The sequence below is a fragment of the Corynebacterium sp. HMSC075D04 genome (assembly GCF_001815635.1).
In the GTDB taxonomy this organism is placed as follows: domain Bacteria; phylum Actinomycetota; class Actinomycetes; order Mycobacteriales; family Mycobacteriaceae; genus Corynebacterium; species Corynebacterium coyleae.
This window is the reverse complement of sequence record NZ_KV821338.1, coordinates 73389-89484: the sequence shown is the minus strand read 5'-3', so window position 1 is coordinate 89484 and position 16096 is coordinate 73389. Positions and strand designations below refer to the sequence as shown.

The 16096-nt window shown below is 62.1% G+C and carries 16 protein-coding genes; 10 read left to right on the top strand and 6 right to left on the bottom strand.

Going from position 1 to position 16096, the window contains the following annotated elements; translation table 11 throughout:
- Positions 1–4: 4 nt before the first annotated feature.
- The 4 genes from HMPREF3048_RS05455 to HMPREF3048_RS05440 are packed head-to-tail and all read right to left on the bottom strand — an operon-like array spanning position 5 to position 3473.
- Positions 5–1570 carry a succinic semialdehyde dehydrogenase gene (locus tag HMPREF3048_RS05455; protein ID WP_141758864.1) on the bottom strand — a complete coding sequence of 522 codons (1566 nt, stop codon included), beginning with the start codon at positions 1568–1570 and terminating at the stop codon, positions 5–7.
- Positions 1571–1580: 10 nt separating this feature from the next.
- Positions 1581–2552 carry an oxygenase MpaB family protein gene (locus HMPREF3048_RS05450; protein WP_070771426.1) on the bottom strand — a complete coding sequence of 324 codons (972 nt, stop codon included), beginning with the start codon at positions 2550–2552 and terminating at the stop codon, positions 1581–1583.
- Positions 2553–2571: 19 nt separating this feature from the next.
- Positions 2572–2823: a hypothetical protein gene (locus HMPREF3048_RS05445; RefSeq protein WP_070422300.1), complete on the bottom strand. Its 252-nt coding sequence runs from the start codon at positions 2821–2823 to the stop codon at positions 2572–2574.
- A complete protein-coding gene (locus HMPREF3048_RS05440; RefSeq protein ID WP_070771425.1) occupies positions 2823–3473 on the bottom strand; it encodes an AMIN-like domain-containing (lipo)protein in 651 nt (216 codons plus the stop codon). Before HMPREF3048_RS05440 ends, HMPREF3048_RS05445 begins: the two co-directional genes overlap by 1 nt.
- Before the next feature lie 55 nt (positions 3474–3528).
- Here HMPREF3048_RS05440 and dapB point away from each other — a divergent pair, with 55 nt between their 5' ends.
- The 7 genes from dapB to HMPREF3048_RS05405 all read left to right on the top strand — a co-directional run bounded on the left by dapB (position 3529) and on the right by HMPREF3048_RS05405 (position 12144).
- Positions 3529–4272, top strand: coding sequence for a 4-hydroxy-tetrahydrodipicolinate reductase (dapB, locus tag HMPREF3048_RS05435; RefSeq protein ID WP_070771424.1), 744 nt, complete (start codon positions 3529–3531; stop codon positions 4270–4272).
- Complete coding sequence (locus tag HMPREF3048_RS05430) at positions 4273–4908, top strand: FAD-dependent thymidylate synthase (RefSeq protein WP_070771423.1); 636 nt, start codon at positions 4273–4275, stop codon at positions 4906–4908.
- Positions 4909–4944: 36 nt separating this feature from the next.
- Positions 4945–5853, top strand: a complete 909-nt coding sequence (dapA, locus tag HMPREF3048_RS05425; protein WP_070483851.1) for a 4-hydroxy-tetrahydrodipicolinate synthase — start codon at positions 4945–4947, stop codon at positions 5851–5853.
- 2 nt (positions 5854–5855) lie between these two features.
- Positions 5856–7934 carry a ribonuclease J gene (locus tag HMPREF3048_RS05420; protein ID WP_070771422.1) on the top strand — a complete coding sequence of 693 codons (2079 nt, stop codon included), beginning with the start codon at positions 5856–5858 and terminating at the stop codon, positions 7932–7934.
- 69 nt (positions 7935–8003) lie between these two features.
- A complete protein-coding gene (locus HMPREF3048_RS05415; RefSeq protein WP_070771421.1) occupies positions 8004–8429 on the top strand; it encodes a hypothetical protein in 426 nt (141 codons plus the stop codon).
- Between the two features lie 24 nt (positions 8430–8453).
- Positions 8454–9080: a TIGR03085 family metal-binding protein gene (locus tag HMPREF3048_RS05410; protein ID WP_083316784.1), complete on the top strand. Its 627-nt coding sequence runs from the start codon at positions 8454–8456 to the stop codon at positions 9078–9080.
- A 67-nt stretch (positions 9081–9147) separates the two neighbouring features.
- On the top strand, positions 9148–12144 hold the full coding sequence (locus tag HMPREF3048_RS05405; protein WP_070771419.1) for an FtsK/SpoIIIE family DNA translocase: 2997 nt from the start codon (positions 9148–9150) through the stop codon (positions 12142–12144).
- Positions 12145–12203: 59 nt separating this feature from the next.
- Here the strand turns inward: HMPREF3048_RS05405 and HMPREF3048_RS05400 are convergent, their stop codons facing one another.
- Complete coding sequence (locus HMPREF3048_RS05400; RefSeq protein ID WP_070771418.1) at positions 12204–13253, bottom strand: HNH endonuclease signature motif containing protein; 1050 nt, start codon at positions 13251–13253, stop codon at positions 12204–12206.
- A 261-nt stretch (positions 13254–13514) separates the two neighbouring features.
- Between HMPREF3048_RS05400 and HMPREF3048_RS05395 the strand changes: the two genes are divergently transcribed.
- Complete coding sequence (locus tag HMPREF3048_RS05395) at positions 13515–14690, top strand: TerC family protein (RefSeq protein WP_070771417.1); 1176 nt, start codon at positions 13515–13517, stop codon at positions 14688–14690.
- Here the strand turns inward: HMPREF3048_RS05395 and HMPREF3048_RS05390 are convergent.
- Positions 14687–14971, bottom strand: a complete 285-nt coding sequence (locus HMPREF3048_RS05390) for a YciI family protein (protein WP_070422311.1) — start codon at positions 14969–14971, stop codon at positions 14687–14689. The two genes, HMPREF3048_RS05395 and HMPREF3048_RS05390, sit on opposite strands and share 4 nt — an antisense overlap.
- A gap of 49 nt (positions 14972–15020) precedes the next feature.
- Here HMPREF3048_RS05390 and pgsA point away from each other — a divergent pair, with 49 nt between their 5' ends.
- Both pgsA and HMPREF3048_RS05380 read left to right on the top strand, forming a co-directional pair.
- A complete protein-coding gene (pgsA, locus tag HMPREF3048_RS05385) occupies positions 15021–15560 on the top strand; it encodes a CDP-diacylglycerol--glycerol-3-phosphate 3-phosphatidyltransferase (RefSeq protein WP_083279421.1) in 540 nt (179 codons plus the stop codon).
- The gene (locus tag HMPREF3048_RS05380; protein ID WP_070771416.1) at positions 15557–16096 is read left to right on the top strand and encodes a CinA family protein; all 540 of its coding nucleotides are present in this window, start codon (positions 15557–15559) and stop codon (positions 16094–16096) included. The genes pgsA and HMPREF3048_RS05380 overlap by 4 nt, the downstream gene beginning before the upstream one ends.

Here is a 16096-nt window from a genome sequence, read left to right as displayed (position 1 = left end):
CTTGCTAGGGCAGAAGACGCAACCTTTTGCCAAGCGCCAGTGCCGAGGTCATGAGCGGGCCGTAGAGCCTCTTCGGCATTGCGTGTGGGCCGCGCATAGTCACGATGCGTTGCTGTGCGATGTTTTTCACCTCGGTGTACTTGGTCATCCCGTCGCGTCCGTGGCGCCGGCCCATCCCGGATTCCTTTACCCCGCCCAGCGGGGTTGCCATCGAGCCCCATGTAGCGGCGTAGCCGTCGTTGATCGTCACGCTGCCGGCTTCAACGCGGCGCGCGATCTCCCAGGCGGTGTGCGGGGATGCAAACACGGAGGCGTTAAGTCCGTAGGGGAGGGCGTTGGCCAGATCGATCGCCTCATCGACGCTGCCCACACGCTGGACATACACGACGGGGCCGAACACCTCTTCCTCACGCAGGTTCGCGTCAGCGGGTAGGTCTGCGAGAACGGTAGGCGCGAAGTGGAGAGGGCCAACATCGGGGCGAGGTGTGCCACCGGTGACCACCCGTGCACCCTTCGCTACGGCGTCGTCGACGTAGGTCTGCACCCGTTTGAGCTGGGTGTCGTCGATAAGCGAGCCCATGTCATAGTCCCAGTTCAGTCCCTTGCCCAAGGTGAGTGATTCGGTGGCGTGGGTGAACGCGTGCAGGAAGTCGTCGTAAATGTCTGTGTGGACGTAGATGCGTTCGATGGACACACACAACTGACCCGCGTTGGAGAAGCACGCGATAGCCATCGTGCGCGCGTGCTTTTGTACGTCGGCGTCCGGCGCGACGATCATCGTGTTTTTGCCGCCGAGTTCCGCGGAATAGCCGATGAGCCGTTCGCCGACAGTGCGGCCCAGTTTCTTGCCGGTGGCGGTGGAGCCGGTGAACATCAGGTAGTCGCACCGCTCGGCTATCGCACCGCCGACTTTTTGGCCGGAGCCTGTCACGACTTGGAACACGTCCGCTGGAAGGCCAGCCTCCACGATCAGTTGCTTGACGACGAGACACGAAAACGGCGTCTTCGAATCCGGCTTCGCCACCACAGCGTTGCCAGCGATAAGAGCCGGGATGGCATCAGAAATAGCCAGGGAAAGCGGATAGTTCCACGGACTGATCTGCCCCACAACACCAACAGGGACGCGTTGTTCCCGCGCACGGGTGAGCAGTGGCAGTGCCCCCGGGCGTCGTTTCTCTGAGAGGAACGTCGCTGCGTTGCGGGCGTAGTACCGGGCATTATTGAGCACGTCGAGCACTTCGTCGAACGCTGCCGTTCGGTCCTTGCCGGTCTCGAGCTGCACGATGTCCGCCAGCACGTCGCGGTGCCGGTAGACCAGCGAATGGAACGCGTCAAACACCGCGGTGCGATCCGCCAGGCTGCGCTCCGCCCACGCACGCTGCGCCACACGGGCGCGGCGAAACGCTTCATCCACGTCGTCTGTGGTGCCTGCGGGGACGGTGCCGAGGGGCTCGTCGATAAGCGGAGATGCGACGGAGATCACCTCGCCGCCGTGGTTCGTCGTCAGGGCGACGAGCTCGCTCTGAAGGTGTGCGGGCAGTGGTTGTTCGCGGAGGCGTTTTGGCAGCATAACGCCGATGCTAGACGGGGCAACCGCCGGACGTTGCGTCTTGGCTCTTCGGAGAGTACGGGGTGATCAGTTTCGGTTCCTTGTACTTGCCGGAGATCATGCCGTTTTTGATCATCAGCGAGCGCCCTGGCTCCATGTAGCGCTTGTCCTCAGGCAGGATTTTGAACACACTGCGGATGAACCTTGCGATTCGGTTGAAGCGGCGCTGGTCGCGGTGCGTCCACTCAAGGTCGAGGATCTGGCGCTCCTTGTCGTTGAGCGTGCCCACCGTCAGCCAAATCACGCTGCGCATGATCGGCTTCCAGATGACCTTCCACACAGCCTCGGGGACACCATCCGGCGCCTTTACCGGTTCGACGCGGGCGGTACGCAGCGCGAAATCGACCGTATCGTTGCGCTCAAGCACGGTGTCTTCCATCTCTTCGATGTAGGCGATCAGGTCGTCGTAGTTGTCAATGACAGGGCGCTCGGACAGGCCGTACATGTCCCACCAGGTCACGCCCTCGCGCACGATCTGGTCTTTCTCCGCGTGGGTAAACGGGGTCCCGAACAGTTCCTGAGCGAGGATGACACGGTAGACGAATGTTGCGTGTGCCCACCAGTAGGTTTCTGGGTTGAGCGAGTGGTAGCGCTTGCCGTCGCGGAGCTTGCCCTTGATATCTACGTGGTAATCGCGGATTTGTTTACCGATCACGTCCTGGTCGTCGTAAATCGACGCGATGATTTGCGGGGTGGAGCGCTCAAGGCGTGCGAAAGGCTCCTCGAAAAACTTCGAGTGATCCAGCAGTGACTGGCCGATGGCTGGGTGCATATTCTGCAGCACGCCGGTGTAGCCGCGCAGGAGTTGAATGCGGTTGTCGGCGCCCCATTTCCACAGCAGCGAGTCAGGGCCGAGCGGTGCGCGTTTTACGTCGCGCTTGCCGGTTTTGACACTGCCGTCGAGCAGGTCGTCGAAGCTATCGGATGGCTGTGGCCTTGGCATGGTGTGAAGCGTAACACAATCACGCTCTCCCTTGACCTGTCTCACTGGAAGTTTCTTCCGAATCGTCACGATGGCCGAGCAATTCTTCGCGACGATTCCACGTAAACAATCCGGCAAGCGGCGAGATACCGAAAAGCAGGCCCCAGCGGCGCTTGGCGTCGTCGTCAAGATCGCTGCGCTGAATCTCGCGCAACTTGCGCCACAAGACGAACAACCCAAGGACACTCACCCCGATGACGAAGGCGAGCCCAAGCCACGATGTGGCGTTCATTACTTCTGAAAGTCCACGACGATGCGGGTCGGGTTTTCAAGCACGCTGAGCTTGTACGGGCGCTGCTTGTCCAAACCGACAACGTACTGGGCGTCCGCTTCGTACACGCCGCCGTCCGCGATCTCCGTGATGCTGCCGGCCGCAACGCCGGCGGGGCTGGACTTAGCCAAGACTGCCTCATCTGCAGACATGCTTAGCGGCACACCCTGGATGATCAGCGTGAAGTACGCATTACCGGCGGGTTTCAGTGGGAGCCCGGAAGCCTGCTGGCGCGGGTCGGTGTCGTACCCGGCGATCACGCTCGGCGAACCGGTGCCAGACAGTTCCACTACGAGGCGGTCGTATCCCTCGTGCGAACCAGCACGCACGTCTTCGATCATCATCTCGGCGAGTTGCTCGGACTGGATGTGTGTGTCTTCGAGCGAGAACCCATCTTTGGTGGGTGGCTCTACGGGGGCAGCTGCTGCGGCGGGGGAGACGTCAGTGGTCGTCGCCGCTTCGCTCGAGGTAGCGGTCGTGCTCTGCGACGTTGGTGCTGTAACGGTGGCGTCGGTATTGGAATCAGTGCCGGTGTCGTTGTCCGCAGAGCACGCGCCGAGCAGCAGCGCCGCAATGGCACCCGGGATAAGTAGTGTCGTGTGGCGTTTCATAGTCGCCCAGCTTAGGTGGCGCTACCATTGCGGGCGAGCGAAAGAAAGGATGCACATGATCAAGGTTGGAGTGCTTGGCGCACAGGGCAAGGTCGGCTCGGCAGTCGTCGCCGGGGTGAAGAAGGCGGACGATCTCGAGCTGGCGGTGGAGATCAACAAGGGGGACTCGCTACAAACGCTTGTCGACGAAGGCGTCGACGTCATCGTCGATTTCACCACCCCGAACGCGGTGATGGACAACCTGGAGTTCTGCATTAACAACGGCATCCACTGCGTTGTTGGCACGACTGGCTTCGACGATGCCCGCTACCAGCAGGTCCGCGACTGGTGCGCCGCCAACGAGGGCGTCGGCGTGCTCATCGCTCCGAACTTCGCCATCTCTGCGGTACTCACCATGGCGTTTGCCCGCCAGGCGGCGCCATTCTTCGAGTCGGCGGAGGTCGTCGAGTTCCACCACCCGAACAAACTCGACGCGCCGAGCGGCACCGCGGTCAAGACAGCGCAGGGGATTGCGCAGGCCCGCAAGGAAGCCGGCATGGGCACCATGCCGGACGCAACCGAGCAAGCACTCGACGGCTCCCGCGGCGCCGATGTCGATGGTGTGCCCGTCCACGCGGTACGCATGCAGGGCATGGTCGCGCACGAAGAGGTCATTTTCGGCACCACCGATCAGTCACTGACCATCCGTCAGGACTCTTACGGCCGTGAATCCTTCGTCCCAGGTGTTTTGACTGGTGTGCGCGAAGTGGCCAACCGCCCAGGTCTGACGATCGGCCTCGACGAGTACCTCGGGCTCTAAATGCGTGCCGAACTCGTCGCCGCAACCGCCCTGCGCAACACCCGCCCCGCAGGCGGCACCGATGTCACCGACGCAGAGGCGGTTATCGCGCACGCCGCAATGTCGTCCCACGGCGCCGAAACAGTGCTGCGCAGGCTTATCGACGACGACCGCACCGACCTTCTCGCCCACGCCAGCGCCACCCTCCACGTGTACGGGGTATCGCGCGCCGCGGCAGAAATCATCCATGCACACCCCGGTTTCGCGGTGAGCCTGCGTGACGACGACGGCGCGGTCGTCCCACACCTCATCGCGGAAGACGAGGACCTCGTCAACCTGTTTGACACCGCCATCGAACACATTGCATTCATCCGCCAAGAACTCCTCGACGGTCTCGAGCACGTGCTTGTCGACGACCCCAACCTGCTCTCTCGGCGCAAACGAGCCGCCGAAGCAGCCCGTTCTCTTTTGCCGTTAGCCACCGCAACGCAACTGGTAATCACGGGGTCGTACGGGGCGTGGCGTGGTTTCGTCGAAAAGCACAGCGGAAAATATGAAGACAAAGAAATCAGAATGATCGCACGCGCGTGCCTCGATGTGCTCCAGCCGGAAGCACCCTTGGTGTTTGAAGATTTGGCGGCAGGGGAACGTCGATAAGCACATACGTGTCAATAGGAGGTATTCTTCTTGCTCATGGGCTCATCATGCAAAGTTGATACAGGTGCCAACACATTCGGCACCGTCTGCGTCGCCATGGTTACGCCGTTTGATTCCGACGGCAACCTCGACCTCGCCGCAGGACGTCGGCTTGCTGCCCACCTTGTAGAAAACGGAATCGACACACTCGTCCTCGCCGGAACCACCGGCGAATCCCCAACAACCAGCGCAGAAGAAAAAGTTGAGCTGCTCAAAGCAGTGCGCGAAGAAGTTGGCACCAACGCAAAAATCGTCGCTGGAGCCGGCTCCAACAACACCCGCCACGCAGTCACGCTGGCACAACAAGCTGCAGACGCGGGCGCAGACGCCCTGCTCGCAGTCACCCCGTACTACTCCAAGCCCTCACAGGCCGGAGTAGTCGCGCACTTCAAAGCAATCGCAGCCGCAACCGACCTACCCGTCTGCCTCTACGACATCCCGGGACGCTCCGGGATCCCCATCACTGCCGAATCGATCCGCGAACTCGCCGAGGTCGACAACATTCAGGCAATGAAAGACGCCCGCGGCGACCTCTTCGAAGCCGCAGGGCTCATCCAAGAGACAGGCCTGGCGTGGTACTCAGGCGACGACCCGCTCAACCTGCCCTGGCTCACACTCGGCGCAACCGGAGTTATCTCCGTCGTCGGACACGCAGCACCACAAGCGCTGCGGGGACTCGTGGACGCATTCGAGGCTGGCGACCTCACCCGCGCACGGGAAATCAACGCCAACGTACTCAACGTCCTCGCACGGCAGCAGGCCGAGCTGGGTGGCGTGACATTTGCAAAAGCAGCTCTGCGACTGCAGGGCATCGAAGTGGGAGACCCGCGCCTGCCTGTCGCACCAGCGACAGCCGATCAGGTCAAGCGGCTCCAAGAAGATATGAAACAGGCTGGAGTCCTATAAATATGAACGAACCCCGCAACCGCGCCCGTAAGGTGACGCGCAAGGCAGGACCCCCGGAACCGGCTGATCAACAGCCGGTCTTCCAAGCTCCGGAGACCCCGGACACAAACGCACAGAAGAACACCGCCGATAATGGCGGCGACGCGGGCCGTGATGGCGGTCGCGACGGTGGTCGCAATGGCGGCGAAAGGCCGCGCGGCAACCGTGGTGGTAACGGCGGCAACAACGGTGGTGGCGGCAACGGTGGTGGCAGCAGCCGAAACCGTCGCCGTGGCCGTGGTCGCGGTGGCAACCAGGGCGGCGGTCGTCGCAACCCGGTGAAGGGAATGCAAGGCGCCGATCTGACCAAGCGCTTGCCAGCCCCGCCGAAACTGGCCAAGGACACCCTGCGTATCTACGCACTTGGTGGCATTTCCGAAATCGGCCGCAACATGACGGTCTTCGAATACAACGGCCGTCTGCTTATCGTGGACTGTGGCGTGCTGTTCCCGAACTCCGACGAGCCGGGCGTGGACCTGGTCCTGCCGGACTTCGGCCCGATTGAGAACAAGCTGGACAAGATCGACGCGCTCATCGTCACCCACGGCCACGAAGACCACATCGGTGCGATCCCGTGGCTGCTGAAGCTGCGCCACGACATCCCGATCTACTCGTCCAAGTTCACCAACGCCCTGATCAAGGCAAAGACGCAGGAGCACCGCCAGCGTCCGAAGCTCAACGACGTGAACAAGGACTCCGAGGTCACCGTCGGCCCGTTCCGCCTGCGCTTCTGGCACGTCAACCACTCCATTCCGGAGTGCCTCGGCGTGTCCATCAAGACCGGTGCCGGACACGTCGTGATGACCGGCGACGTCAAGGTTGACCAGACCCCGTACGACGGCAAGCCGACCGACCTGCCGGCCCTGTCGCGTCTTGGCGACGAGGGCATCGACCTGTTCATGTGTGACTCCACCAACGCCACCATCCCGGGCATCTCCGCCTCTGAGGCGGGTATTGAGGAGACGCTGATCCGCCTCGTCGGTAATGCTCGCCAGCGCGTTGTCATTGCCTCGTTCGCCTCCAACGTTGCACGTGTGCAGATGGCGGTCAACGCCGCTGTGGCCAACAACCGCAAGGTTGCCTTCAACGGCCGATCCATGCTCCGCAACATGGAGATTGCGGAGAAGATGAACCTGCTCAAGGCTCCGAAGGGCACGATCATTCCGATCGAAGAAGCCGCGAAGATGGCTCCGCACAAGACGCTGCTGATCACCACAGGTACGCAGGGTGAGCCGATGGCGGCACTGTCGCGCATGTCTCGCCGCGAGCACCGTCAGATCACCATCCATGACGGCGACACGATCATCCTGTCGTCCTCGCTCATTCCGGGCAACGAGGAGGCCGTGTTTGCGGTGATTAACAACCTCGCCCAGATCGGTGCGAACGTGATCACCAACGCTGAGGCGCACGTTCACGCGTCCGGCCACGGCTACGCTGGCGAGCTGCTTGCGCTGTACAACGCAGCACGCCCGCGCAACGCCATGCCGGTGCACGGCGAATGGCGTCACATGCGCGCGAACAAGGAGCTCGCGATCTCTACTGGTGTGAAGCCGAATAACACGGCGCTTGCCCAGAATGGTGTTGTCGTCGATATGCACAAGGGCAACATCAAGGTTGCCGGCCAGTACCAGGTGGGCCAGCTCTACGTTGACGGCGTGACCATGGGTGACGTCGACCCGGACGTGTTGGCGGATCGTACGTCGCTGGCATCCGGCGGTGTCGTGTCGATTACCTGTGTTATCGACGACGCCACGGGTCGTCTCCTTGAAGCACCTCGCGTATCGACGACCGGCTACTCCGACGATGACCGCGACTTCAACAAGAAGGTCGTCGAAGGTGTTGAAGCCGTCATGGGTGACCTCGCTGCGGAAGGCGAGAACGATCCGTTCCGCATGGTGCAGCAGATCCGCCGCAAGGTCTCGCGCGCGATCGAGCAGAACTACAAGCGTCAGCCTGTGATCCTGCCGACCGTTGTGCCGATGTCGTCCGACAACCACATCGCGACTGAGGAGGAAATCGCCGCTACCCGCGAGTCCCGCTAGTTCGCTGCGTTAACCCCCAAATCGGGGTCTGGCCGTAACGCCGGGCCCCGATTTTGCTATTTCAGAGGTATGAAAAAGTCACTCGTAGCACTCACCGCCACCGCGACCCTTCTCACAGCCACGCCTGCACTTGCCGACGAGCGAGCACATCCGCTGCCGGAGGGGACACCGGTTCCGTACGATCCGGGCTACACCGGATACTGGATGAGCCACGACGTTGTGCGCCCTGGTGATAAGGACTACTACTCGGCTAATAACGATGCGATTCGCGTGCTGGGTCGTTTCGACGGCGACCAGATCCTGTGCGCACACTACAAAGGTGGCATGCAGGGGTGCTACGTCGAAGGTCAGACGGTCACCGATTTGGGTTACGGCGCGTCGGGTCGGGTCGTGACCACTGACAAGACGTGGGCGATGTTCGCACCTGTACTCCGAGTGTTCATCAATATCGAGCAGAATCTCTTTAGCGTGTTCCGGAGCGCGCAGCTGCTCTAAAAGCTCGTGGCTATGCTCGTTGGCATGTCTTTTGCACAACGAGAACGCTCACGTCTGGCCGAGTTGTTCCTTGAGGTAGGCCCTGATGCGCCCACCTTGAACGAAGGGTGGAACACCTTCGACTTGGCCGCACACCTGCTGATCCGCGAGTCGAAGCCCTTGGCGTTGCCGGGCATGTTCGTGGACGCACTGTCGGGTATGACGGAGAAGGAAACCTCAAAGGTGAAGGCCCGCCCATACACCGAGGTGGTGAACGAGTGGGCGGCCGGCCCGCCGGTGTGGATCAAGCCGTTCGATGCTGCAATGAACACTGCCGAGCACTTTATTCACCACGAGGATGTGCGCCGGGGTGGGGGAGAGGTGCGCCCGCGCGACTTTTCTCGCACGGTGAACGCGCAGCTTTTGGCGCTGGCGAAGCGCTTCGGCGCGATGACGTTGCGCAAGGCTCAAGCGCCCGTGATTCTGACACCGCCGGACCTGCCGCCGGTGACTCTCGGGGATAAGGCAGGGGTGGCACAGCGTGGCGACGACGTCGTGCGCGTCAGCGGGGCACCCGGCGAATTGCTGTTGTGGGTATCGGGTCGCAACGCTGCGGAGATTGAACTGACCGGCGCATTGGAAGCGCTCGATGGTCTGGATGTCAAGATTTAACGCTTGACACCGCGCCTCTGGTGTGGCGTATGGGGAAAATGTGACTTAAGGCGTTAGAGTTACACCCATGTCTGTCAAAAACACCGCACCGCGTAACTCGCGGTCTTCTTCACGCCGCTCGGCGGACGGCACCCGCTACGGCGGGCCGGTGTCGATGACACACCCGCCGACCTCTTCCACCGTGGCCGCCGACACTGCCGATGAGCGCGTCGGCTCTGCGTACAAAGTGGTCGGTAGTTCCCTCGGCGCCGCAGCCCGCGGCGTCGGTTCGTTTCTCCGGCGCGAGCCGCGCCACCATGAGCAGGAAGAAGAGAATCTGAGTACCTCACGCCGTCGCCCGCGACGCGACCAGTACGACGACCACGACGAGCTCGAGCAGCGTGACGACGACCCCACGCCGCGTTCCAGCACCTTCGAGCACCACGCCGACGCATGGGGTCTTGTACTTATCGGCCTCGCGGCCGTCATCGGCGGCTCAGTGTGGTTCGATGTTGCGGGCCCGGTCGGGGATTTGATCTCCACCGGCACGCACTGGTTGATCGGTGCGGGTGCGCTGATCCTGCCGGTCGTGCTCGTCGGCGTCGCTATTGCGCTCATGCTTAACGTGCGCGCGAGCGACGAGGTTCGCGCACGCGCCGCTCTGGGCTTCAGCATCATCGCAGTGGCGATGCTTGGCCTCATCCACGTGTTTGCCGGCAACCCTTCGGCATGGGAAGACCGCCGGATCGCTGGCGGCGCGATCGGTGCCTTCACCGGTGGTTTGCTCGCTGCTGGTTTTTCCTCGTTCGTTGCCGTGCCGCTGCTGGGCTTGATCGTGCTGTACGGCGCGCTCAAAGCGACAGGTATTACGGTGCGCGAGGCCTACGACTACGTCAAGGGCCTCGTTACCGGCATGCTCAACGCAGAAGACGATGAGGACGACGACCCGTACTCGCACGTCGACGCAGACCTCGATGACATTGCAGAAGGCCGCGACCGCCCACGCCCACGCGCGTCGCGTCCAGCGCCACGTCTGATGCCTCGTCCGCGCCGCCCGCGCACGCCGATGGAGAGTTACCCCACCAACGAGGACGAAGACGACGACCTGTTCGACTTCGCCGACGACCTTAACGACACCGACGACACCGACGACACCTCCGAACCAGAACCAGAACCGGAGGCGACCACGGTCGTTCCTCGTCCGAAGCGTCGCCCTGCACCGACGCCAGCGCCGGCACCAGCGCAGACGACCCGCGCCGACAACAACCCCAACGAGACGAAGGTGTTGGAGCGCCCGGAAGAGACGTCGGATCGTCGACAAGCAGTGGCCCCCGATGCCGTCGAGACCTCGCGCGAGCAGATGGCGAAAGCCATCGCCGCACGCTCCGGCATCGACGCCTCCAAGATCCCTGCAACCACCCCAAAGTCCGAAACCCAACCACCGGCACCGAAGCAGGTACGCAAGATCCCGCAGGGCGACTACACCCTGCCCTCAACCGACCTGCTCATCCCCGGCAACCCGCCGAAGACGCGCACCGAAGCCAACGACCGCATGATCGAAGCCATCACCGATGTCTTCGAAGAATTCAACGTCAACGCACAAGTCACCGGCTTCTCCCGCGGCCCGACAGTGACCCGTTACGAGGTCGAACTTGGCCCAGGTGTGAAGGTCTCCAAGATCACCAACCTGCAGTCCAACCTCGCCTATGCGGTGGCCACCGACAACGTCCGCCTGCTCACCCCGATCCCCGGCAAATCCGCCGTCGGCATCGAGGTACCCAACGCTGACCGCGAAATGGTGCGCCTGCGCGACGTGCTCGACGCACCGAACGTGGCGTCGCAGGACGATCCGATGCTCATCGGTCTGGGCAAGGACATCGAAGGCGACTTCATCGCGTCGTCGGTACAGAAGATGCCGCACCTGCTGGTTGCGGGTTCGACGGGTTCCGGTAAGTCAGCGTTCGTGAACTCCATGCTCATCTCGTTGCTCACGCGCGCCACCCCTGAGGAGGTCCGCCTCATCTTGGTGGACCCGAAGATGGTGGAACTGACCCCGTACGAGGGTATCCCGCACCTGATCACGCCGATTATCACTCAGCCGAAGAAGGCGGCCGCAGCCTTGCAGTGGTTGGTGGAGGAGATGGAGCAGCGCTATATGGACATGAAGTCCGCGCGCGTGCGCCATATCAAGGACTTCAACCGCAAGGTGCGCTCTGGTGAGCTGACGGCCCCTCCGGGGTCGGAGCGTGAGATGCGTCCGTACCCGTTCATCGTGTGTGTTGTCGACGAGTTGGCAGACCTGATGATGACGGCGCCGAAGGAAATCGAGGACTCGATCGTTCGTATCACGCAGAAGGCGCGTGCGGCCGGTATCCACTTGGTGCTTGCGACCCAGCGTCCGTCCGTGGATGTGGTGACTGGTCTGATTAAGACGAACGTGCCGTCGCGTCTTGCGTTTGCGACCTCGTCGTTGACGGACTCTCGCGTGATCCTCGACCAGGGCGGTGCCGAGAGGCTCATCGGTATGGGTGATGGTTTGTTCATCCCGCAGGGTGCCGGCAAGCCGCAGCGTATGCAGGGCGCGTTCGTTTCGGACGAGGAGATCCAGGCGGTTGTCGACGCTGCGAAGTCCCAACAGGACGAACCCGACTACGTTGAGGGCGTCACGGAGGATAAGCAGGCGGAAGCCAAGGTCATTGACGACGACATCGGTAAGGACATGGACGACCTCCTCGAGGCCGTCGAGCTGGTGGTGACCTCCCAGCTGGGTTCGACGTCGATGCTGCAGCGCAAGTTGCGTATCGGTTTCGCCAAGGCTGGCCGCCTGATGGACCTGATGGAATCTCGCGGTGTGGTCGGCCCGTCTGAGGGGTCGAAGGCTCGCGAGGTGTTGGTCAAGCCGGAGGAGTTGGAGACGATCATCTGGATGATCAAGGGCGCCGATCCGGCTGAGGCACCCAAGGACGTCATGCTTGACGACGACACCACCACCGACGGCCCTGACTCTGGCAGTGACACTGGCGGCACCGACGGCGACACCCGCACCGTCACCGCCACGTACAACCCCACTGGGGGAGCCTTCTAGCCTGTCTGAGGGCATGTCGAATAACCCGCCGTGTGCGGGTTTTCGTCGTTAAGCAGCCGCTAGCCGAAGAGTTGCTGCATCGCCCCCGCTTCGGTCACGGGAACCGGCACACCACTTGGCGAGACCCACGTCGGGGTGCCGTTGATGATTTCGATGCGCCCTCGACTGGTGTACCAAGGGTCGTCGTCGTTGACCCGGTTGTGGTAGCTGCACAGGGGTGCGAGGTTATCCATGTTGGTTTCGCCGCCGTGCTTCCAGGCCGTGATGTGGTGAATCTCGCACGAGTCAGCTCCATGACGGCAAGAGGGGAAGGGACAACGAGGCATGAGCAGGCGTGCGAGGTCGCGCTGCTTTTGGTTGGCGAAGCGCTGTGTCCGGTAGAGGTTCACCGCCCCGGCTTGCGGGTGGAACAGGGCGATTTCGCCGAAGGTGAGATTGAGGTACTCGGCTCCGGTCATGGTGGTGCCGTCGGTAAGTACGAGGGTCACATCCTCGCCGTCGCCGGAGAGGATCTGGATGTGCTCAAGTAGCGGTGCGAGCACTATAGGGCGGGGAGCGGCGTGTGGGATGGAGGTGCCGTCGCGAAGCAGTGAGAGAAAGGCGTCAAGCATCTGCGGTGCCGCGGGCCGTGAGCTGTCCACGTGCTGGCGCAGGGCGTGCTCGAGATCCGCGATGTCTCGCTCGGAGGCGGTGACCCTCATCGTCCGCATCCCAAGGGTGGAGCAGGAGAACGTGACCTGTGCCTTCGGCATCCTCGGCGCCGTGGGTGGGATGAGGTCTTTTGCGGCCTGGCGCAGTGCGGCGAAGCTGCCGTGGACGGCGAGGAGCTTGTGGCGCACGCGCCAACGTTCGCCCTCATCGTCGATTGCAGTCAGCCGGTTCTCGATGTACGACAGCCGGTCCAAGTCGAACGCGCCAGCGCGGGCCGCCTCCAGGGCTCGGCGCTGCTGCTTGGTCCACTTTGTGGCGCCGAAGTAGACGTCGTGGATGCGGCCCCAGGCGGTCACGGTTGCTGGCCGGCAGCGGCTGGCAAGTGCGGCTGCACGGTTGAAGCCTTGCAGGCTATCCACCGTGGGTAGGTCCGCGAGGAAGGTTTCAAATGGGCTCATGCCTCGCACGTTAAACCAGTTGCGCAATGCCTGGCAGGGCCCTTGTGGATAACCGCGTTGACACGTCAACAAACTGGGGTGGTTATCCACATTCGCGACACCAAAAAAGTGTGTGTATTGTGTTACCCACTTGGAGGGGAGTACCCCGGAAGTGTTCTGGATCGTCAACACGGTGTCGTCGAAAAGTGATGGCCCCGGTCCGAACAGCCCACTTGGGTGGGGGAGACCTCCGGTTGTTTCTGCTACCGGAGGATTAAACGCATGCATGTGCCGTTAAGTATTTGGCTGATCACCTCTGCGGTGATCCTGGGATTTTTCATCTTTGACTTCGTCTCGCACGTGCGTACCCCGCACGAGCCGACGATGAAGGAATCGGGCGGCTGGGCCCTGTTCTACATGACCATGGCCTGCATTTTCGGCGGGATCGTGTGGTGGCTGTGGGACGGCGAACACGGCATGCAGTTCTTCACCGGCTACATCACTGAGCTGTCGCTGTCGGTGGATAACCTTTTCGTGTTCGCGCTGATCATGGGTGCGTTCAAGATCCCACGCGCGTATCAGCAAAAGGTGTTGCTGATCGGCATCGTGATCGCGCTGATCTGCCGTCTCGTATTCATTCTGCTGGGTGCCGTGATCATCGAGGCCTGGTCGGACGTGTTCTACATCTTCGCCGCCTTCCTGATCTACACCGCGATCAAGATGGTGTACGACGAGGTGACGGACCAAGAGGATCCGGATCCGAACGACATGATGGTGGTCAAGACGCTACGCAAGGTCATCCCGGTAACCAAGTCGTACCACTCCGACCGTCTCGTTTCGAGGACTCAGGCCGGAAAGAAGGCTGTCACGCCGCTGTTCGTCGCCCTGCTGTCCATCGGTTTCATCGACGTGATGTTCGCCTTCGACTCCATCCCGGCGATCTACGGCATCACCCAGGAATCCTTCCTCGTGTTCACCGCCAACGCGTTCGCGCTGCTGGGCCTGCGCCAGCTCTACTTTCTGCTCAACGGCCTGCTCGACCGCCTGGTATACCTGCCGTACGGCCTCGCGGTGGTGCTCGGCTTCATCGGCGTGAAGCTGCTGTTGCACGCGCTGCACGAGAACAACCTGTCGTTCATCAATGGCGGCGAGGGTCTCGACGTGCCGGAGGTCGGCACTGTCGCCTCGCTGCTGATCATCGTCGGCGTGCTCGCGATCACCGCGATTGCCTCGGTGATCAAGGACCGCGCTGACGTGAAGGCTGGTGTTCGTGATCCGAACGAAAACCAGTACCACATTGATTTCGACGACCACGGCAACCGCCGCAAGGTCGACCGTCACGGCCACCATGTTGAGTGGATCGACGACCCGGCGACCTCTGGCAAGGGCGATCACACCGCGACCGGATCGCGCGAGACCGCCCACCTCGATGTCGCGCGTGGCGGTAGGAAGGCTTAGCCGAAGATATTCATCACCGGGTTCCACTCCCGGATCTCGCGCGCTGCGAGTGCGCCGGCGGTCGTGTATGGGTCTTGATCCAGCACGGCCGCCGCATCAGCTTCAGTGGCAGTGTCGGGCAGTTGCAGGATGATTAGGGCTTGATTGACGCCGATAAAAGGACCGGATCCCACGATGCGTCCGAGTGCGAGTTGCGAGGAGATGAATTCGCGGTGGGCGGGGCGGGTGTCGTCGACAAGCGTTTGCTCGCCGTAGGTGTAGGTTGCTGCGAAATACTTCATGGAGGGCAGTCTAGGTGGAACGCGTGAGATGGGTATGGTGGATCGCGTGATGCAAACGGATAAGCCGTCGAATTGGAATCTGCCGAATGTGTTGACGTCTCTGCGGATTCTGTTCATTCCTGTGTTCGCGTGGCTGGTGCTTTCGGAGCGCTGGTGGTGGGCGTTTGGCCTGTTTGTGGCGTTGATGATCACAGATAAGCTTGACGGGGATATTGCTCGTGCGCGGGGGCTGATTACGGATTTCGGCAAGATTGCTGATCCGATCGCGGACAAGGCGTTGATGATTACTGCGCTGGTTACGTTGAATATTGCGGGGCCGTTGCCGGTGTGGGTCACTGTGGTGATCGTGGCTCGTGAGCTGGGGATCACGGTGTGGCGTATGTGGATGTTGCGTCGCGGTCTGGTGGTGCCGGCGTCGAAGGGCGGCAAGGTGAAGACTGTCCTGCAGTCGCTGGCGGTTGGCCTGTACTTGTGTCCGTTGCCCGCATGGGCGGATACGCCGGTGTTTGTGGTGATGTTGCTCGCGGTGGCGGTCACCGTGGTTACGGGTGTGCAGTATTTGGTTGATGCAGGAAAGGCGAACAAATGACGACGGCGCAATTGCTTATCGACGAACTACGTTCCCGGAACCAAACCATCGCTTTTTGCGAGTCGCTGACTGCCGGGCTTGCTGCTGCGACCCTTGCGGACGTGCCGGGTGCTTCCGACGTACTCGTCGGCGGTTTGGTGACGTACTCGGCGGAGCTCAAAACCGAGTTGGCCCACGTTCCGGCAGAGTTGATCGAGCAAGAGGGCGTGGTCTCTGCTGCGGTGGCCCGGGAGATGGCGCGCGGTGCTCGTAAGGTGTGCGGGACGGATTGGGCGGTTGCGCTTACTGGCGTCGCAGGGCCCGGTGCGCAAGACGGTATGCCGGCTGGCACGGTGTGGATTGGGCTGGCTGGGCCGCAGTGGACGGCGTCGTCGCAAGCTGCGGAACTGCTCGATTCGGAAGCGGGCCGGTATGCGCTTGTCGATGGACATGCGTCCCCTGTCCGAGTCCTCGCAGGGTCGCGCAACGAGATTCGCCGACGCGCGGTCGAAGCGGCCCTGGTTGGTGCGCTGACTGGCGTTCAGGAACAAAACTAG

What these genes read in the sequence shown, in the direction of transcription:
- HMPREF3048_RS05455 (WP_141758864.1), bottom strand. Translation starts at nt 1,570, where the DNA reads ATGCTGCCAAAACGCCTCCGCGAACAACCACTGCCCGCACACCTTCAG.
- HMPREF3048_RS05450 (WP_070771426.1), bottom strand. Translation starts at nt 2,552, where the DNA reads ATGCCAAGGCCACAGCCATCCGATAGCTTCGACGACCTGCTCGACGGC.
- HMPREF3048_RS05445 (WP_070422300.1), bottom strand. Translation starts at nt 2,823, where the DNA reads ATGAACGCCACATCGTGGCTTGGGCTCGCCTTCGTCATCGGGGTGAGT.
- HMPREF3048_RS05440 (WP_070771425.1), bottom strand. Translation starts at nt 3,473, where the DNA reads ATGAAACGCCACACGACACTACTTATCCCGGGTGCCATTGCGGCGCTG.
- dapB (WP_070771424.1), top strand. Translation starts at nt 3,529, where the DNA reads ATGATCAAGGTTGGAGTGCTTGGCGCACAGGGCAAGGTCGGCTCGGCA.
- HMPREF3048_RS05430 (WP_070771423.1), top strand. Translation starts at nt 4,273, where the DNA reads ATGCGTGCCGAACTCGTCGCCGCAACCGCCCTGCGCAACACCCGCCCC.
- dapA (WP_070483851.1), top strand. Translation starts at nt 4,945, where the DNA reads ATGGGCTCATCATGCAAAGTTGATACAGGTGCCAACACATTCGGCACC.
- HMPREF3048_RS05420 (WP_070771422.1), top strand. Translation starts at nt 5,856, where the DNA reads ATGAACGAACCCCGCAACCGCGCCCGTAAGGTGACGCGCAAGGCAGGA.
- HMPREF3048_RS05415 (WP_070771421.1), top strand. Translation starts at nt 8,004, where the DNA reads ATGAAAAAGTCACTCGTAGCACTCACCGCCACCGCGACCCTTCTCACA.
- HMPREF3048_RS05410 (WP_083316784.1), top strand. Translation starts at nt 8,454, where the DNA reads ATGTCTTTTGCACAACGAGAACGCTCACGTCTGGCCGAGTTGTTCCTT.
- HMPREF3048_RS05405 (WP_070771419.1), top strand. Translation starts at nt 9,148, where the DNA reads ATGTCTGTCAAAAACACCGCACCGCGTAACTCGCGGTCTTCTTCACGC.
- HMPREF3048_RS05400 (WP_070771418.1), bottom strand. Translation starts at nt 13,253, where the DNA reads ATGAGCCCATTTGAAACCTTCCTCGCGGACCTACCCACGGTGGATAGC.
- HMPREF3048_RS05395 (WP_070771417.1), top strand. Translation starts at nt 13,515, where the DNA reads ATGCATGTGCCGTTAAGTATTTGGCTGATCACCTCTGCGGTGATCCTG.
- HMPREF3048_RS05390 (WP_070422311.1), bottom strand. Translation starts at nt 14,971, where the DNA reads ATGAAGTATTTCGCAGCAACCTACACCTACGGCGAGCAAACGCTTGTC.
- pgsA (WP_083279421.1), top strand. Translation starts at nt 15,021, where the DNA reads ATGCAAACGGATAAGCCGTCGAATTGGAATCTGCCGAATGTGTTGACG.
- HMPREF3048_RS05380 (WP_070771416.1), top strand. Translation starts at nt 15,557, where the DNA reads ATGACGACGGCGCAATTGCTTATCGACGAACTACGTTCCCGGAACCAA.